This is a genomic window from Phenylobacterium sp., assembly GCF_036402295.1.
GTDB lineage: Bacteria > Pseudomonadota > Alphaproteobacteria > Caulobacterales > Caulobacteraceae > Phenylobacterium.
The window spans coordinates 1-3,248 of sequence record NZ_DASWTE010000017.1 but is presented as its reverse complement, the minus strand read 5'-3'; the positions used below and the strand labels follow the sequence as shown (position 1 = coordinate 3,248).

Genomic DNA, 3,248 nt, shown 5'->3' with positions numbered 1-3,248 from the left:
TCGAGGTAGCTCACGTAGCTGCCTTCTTCGGCAATGATCAGTGTGCGTTCGAACTGACCCGTCTTCGCCGCATTGATGCGAAAGTACGTTGACAGCTCCATCGGGCAGCGCACGCCTTTCGGCACGAACACGAAGGAGCCGTCGGTGAACACCGCCGAGTTGAGCGTGGCGTAGAAATTGTCGCTGATCGGCACGACCGAGCCGAGGTACTGCCTCACGAGCTCGGGGTGCTCGCGGACCGCCTCGCTCATCGAGCAGAAGATGACGCCGGCCTCGGCCAGCTCCTTCTTGAAGGTGGTGATCACGCTGACGCTGTCGAACACGGCGTCCACCGCGTAGCGCGGCGCGCCCTGCACGCCTGCCAGCACCTCCTGCTCGCGCAGCGGGATGCCCAGCTTCTTGTAGGTCTCCAAGAGGTCCGGATCGACCTCGTCGAGGCTCTTTGGACCCACCTTCTCCTTGGGCGCGGCGTAGTAGTAGCTGTCCTGGTAGTCGATGCGCGGGAAGTGGACCTTGGCCCACGACGGCTCGTCCATTGCGAGCCAGCGCTCGAAGGCTTCGAGCCGCCACTGCAGCATCCATTCCGGCTCGTTCTTCTTGGCCGAGATGAACCGGACGGTGTCGGCGTTCAGGCCCTTGGGCGCGAAGTCCTGCTCGATGTCGGTGACGAAGCCGTGCTTGTACTTCTCGAGGCTGGCGACGTGTTCGACGGTCTGTTTGACGGCGGCCATCAGGCGACTTCCTTCCGCCGCGCGGCGTGACGTGCGTGGGCTTCGAGCCACGCCTGGGTAAACGTTTGCCAATCGGCTTCGGTCGAGCACCAGCCGCCGCTGACGCGGATCGCGCAGGCGGCCAGCTCGCCCTGGCCCATGGCGGCCAGGACCGGCGAGGCCTTGACCTTGCCCGACGAACAGGCCGAGCCGGCGCTGACCATCACGCCCGCCAGGTCGAGCCCCATGACCTGCAGGTCCGAGGTCCAGCCGGGGGCGGCGATGCACAGGGTGTTGGGCAACCGCGGGGCGGCCTCGCCCATCACGACGCAGCCTTCGGCCTTCAGGCGGTCGGCCGCGGCGTCGCGGAAGGCCGCCTGCTGCCGGTAGCTTGCGAGCCCAGCCAGCGCCTCGCGCGCCGCGGCGCCGAAGCCGGCGATGCCCGGCAGGTTCTCGGTGCCGCCGCGCCGGCCACGCTCCTGGCCGCCGCCGTGCTGGCGCCGGAACAGGGTGGCGTGCGGCCCGAAGGTGAGCGCGCCGATGCCCTGCGGACCGCCGATCTTGTGGGCCGAGACGCTGAGCGTGTCCGCGCCGAGCGCGCGGCTGTCGACGGGTATCTTGCCCGCAGCCTGGATGGCGTCGACGTGCAGCCAGCCGTCGGCGGCGCGCACGGCCTCGGCGGCCTCAGCCACCGGCTGGATCACGCCTGTCTCGTTGTTGGCCAGCATCAGGGCGACGAACGGCTTGCCGTCGGCGGCGTCCCAGCGCGCCAGCCGGTCCTTCAGCCACGCGATGTCGGCCACGCCGTCTGCCGTGACCGGCAGCACCTCGACCTCGACGCCGGCGGCGACCGAGCCCTCGCGGATGCTGTCGTGCTCGATGGCCGAGACGATCAGGCGGCGCGTCCCGCCGGCGATCGCGCTTTCCATGGCCAGCGCATTGGCCTCGGTGCCGCCGCTGGTGAACACGACCGTCGTCGGCGGGGCGGCGATCAGCGTAGCGACGTCGACGCGCGCCTGCTCCATCACCGCCCGCGCAGCGCGGCCGGCGGCGTGGATGGACGACGGATTGCCCACGTTCTCCAGCACGTGCGTCATCGCCGCGATGGCCTGCGGCCGCACCTTGGCGGTGGCGTTATGATCCAGGTAGACGCTCATGCGGCGCGGCGGAGCCGTCCTCCGATCACGTCGGCGAGGCTGACCGAGGCCAGGTAGTCCTCGATCCGGTCGCCCAGGTCGGCCCAGAGGTCGTGGGTCAGGCAGCGCTCGCCCCGGATCATGCAGCCCTTGCCGGCCTGGCAGCGGGTGGCGCGCAGCGGCTCGTCCACGGCGTGGACGATCTCGGCGATGGTGGTGGTGTCGGCGGTGCGCGCCAGGCGATAGCCGCCGCCGGGGCCGCGGGCGCTCTTCACGAGCCCCTTGCGACGCAGCCGGGCGAACAGCTGCTCCAGGTAGCTGAGCGAGATCTCTTGCCGGGCGGCGATGTCGGCCAGGGCCACGGCGCGGGCGGCGTCGCTTTCGCGGCGCGCGAGGTCCGCCATGGCCATGACGGCGTAGCGACCTTTGGTGGAGAGACGCATGTGATGCGATCCAGTGCAGTTTTCTCGCGTTTCGCCGCGGCCCTATGTTACAAGCCGCCGCCCTGCGCGGGACCGGTCCAACCGGATGGTGGCGACTTAGGAAGACCCAGCGCAGCAGTCAAGTATTCCGGACGAGGAAGTGAACGAATGCCAGAGGTGGTTCTGACCGGTGCGGCCGGGCGGATCGAGGGGCGCTACTCCCAGGGCAAAAGCGAGACCGCGCCGGTCGCGCTGATCCTGCATCCCCATCCCAAGGCCGGCGGCCAGATGAACAATCCGGTGGCGGTTCAGCTCTTCCACCTGTTCATGAAGCGCGGCTTCTCGGTCCTGCGGTTCAATTTCCGCGGCGTCGGTCGCTCGCAGGGCGAGTTCGACGGCGGCATCGGCGAACTGGCCGACGCGGCCACGGCGCTGGACTGGCTCCAGTCCACCAACCCCGCCGCCTCCCAGTGCTGGGTCGCCGGCTACTCCTTCGGCGCCTGGGTGGGCATGCAGCTGCTGATGCGGCGTCCGGAAACGGACGGCTTCATCTCGGTCAGCCCGCCGACCAACGCCTACGACTTCAGCTTCCTGGCCCCCTGCCCGGCCTCGGGCCTGATCCTGCACGGCCAGAACGACTCGGTCGTCCCGCCGATCGACGTGGAACGCGTCGTCTCCAAGCTGCGCACCCAGAAGGGCATCGTGATCGACTACGACGTCGTGGACGGCGCCACCCACTTCTGGATGGAGAACCTGCCGGACGTGGAGAAGCGGGTCGGCGACTATCTCGACAAGCGCCTGGAAGCCAACCCGGCCTGACCGTGGGGACCGGCCCGGAAGACGCCGTCCGCGCCCGCCGGCGCCTGACCAACAAGCTGATCGCGGCGCATGACGCCGCGCGGCTGCGGCCGTTCTTCACACCCGACGTGAAGCTGATCGTCGGCGACGGCGACCTGATCCTGGGCGCAGACGTGGTCCTC

3 protein-coding genes and 1 pseudogene are annotated in these 3,248 nt (G+C 69.5%); 1 reads left to right on the top strand and 3 read right to left on the bottom strand.

Annotated features, from left to right (window positions below):
* From VGD44_RS01135 to VGD44_RS01125, 3 genes and pseudogenes are all read right to left on the bottom strand, one after another.
* Positions 1–731, bottom strand: a pseudogene (locus VGD44_RS01135) (Fe-S cluster assembly protein SufB); the annotation flags it as partial.
* Entirely contained in the window at positions 731–1,867 is a 1,137-nt protein-coding gene (locus VGD44_RS01130; protein WP_331082998.1) for a cysteine desulfurase family protein, read from the bottom strand. The pseudogene VGD44_RS01135 and the gene VGD44_RS01130, both read right to left, overlap by 1 nt.
* Positions 1,864–2,289 carry an Rrf2 family transcriptional regulator gene (locus VGD44_RS01125; RefSeq protein WP_331082996.1) on the bottom strand — a complete coding sequence of 142 codons (426 nt, stop codon included), beginning with the start codon at positions 2,287–2,289 and terminating at the stop codon, positions 1,864–1,866. The genes VGD44_RS01130 and VGD44_RS01125 overlap by 4 nt, the downstream gene beginning before the upstream one ends.
* Before the next feature lie 147 nt (positions 2,290–2,436).
* On the opposite strand from VGD44_RS01125, the gene VGD44_RS01120 reads away from it, so the two are divergent.
* On the top strand, positions 2,437–3,087 hold the full coding sequence (locus tag VGD44_RS01120; protein ID WP_331082994.1) for an alpha/beta hydrolase: 651 nt from the start codon (positions 2,437–2,439) through the stop codon (positions 3,085–3,087).
* The last annotated feature ends 161 nt before the right edge of the window (positions 3,088–3,248 follow it).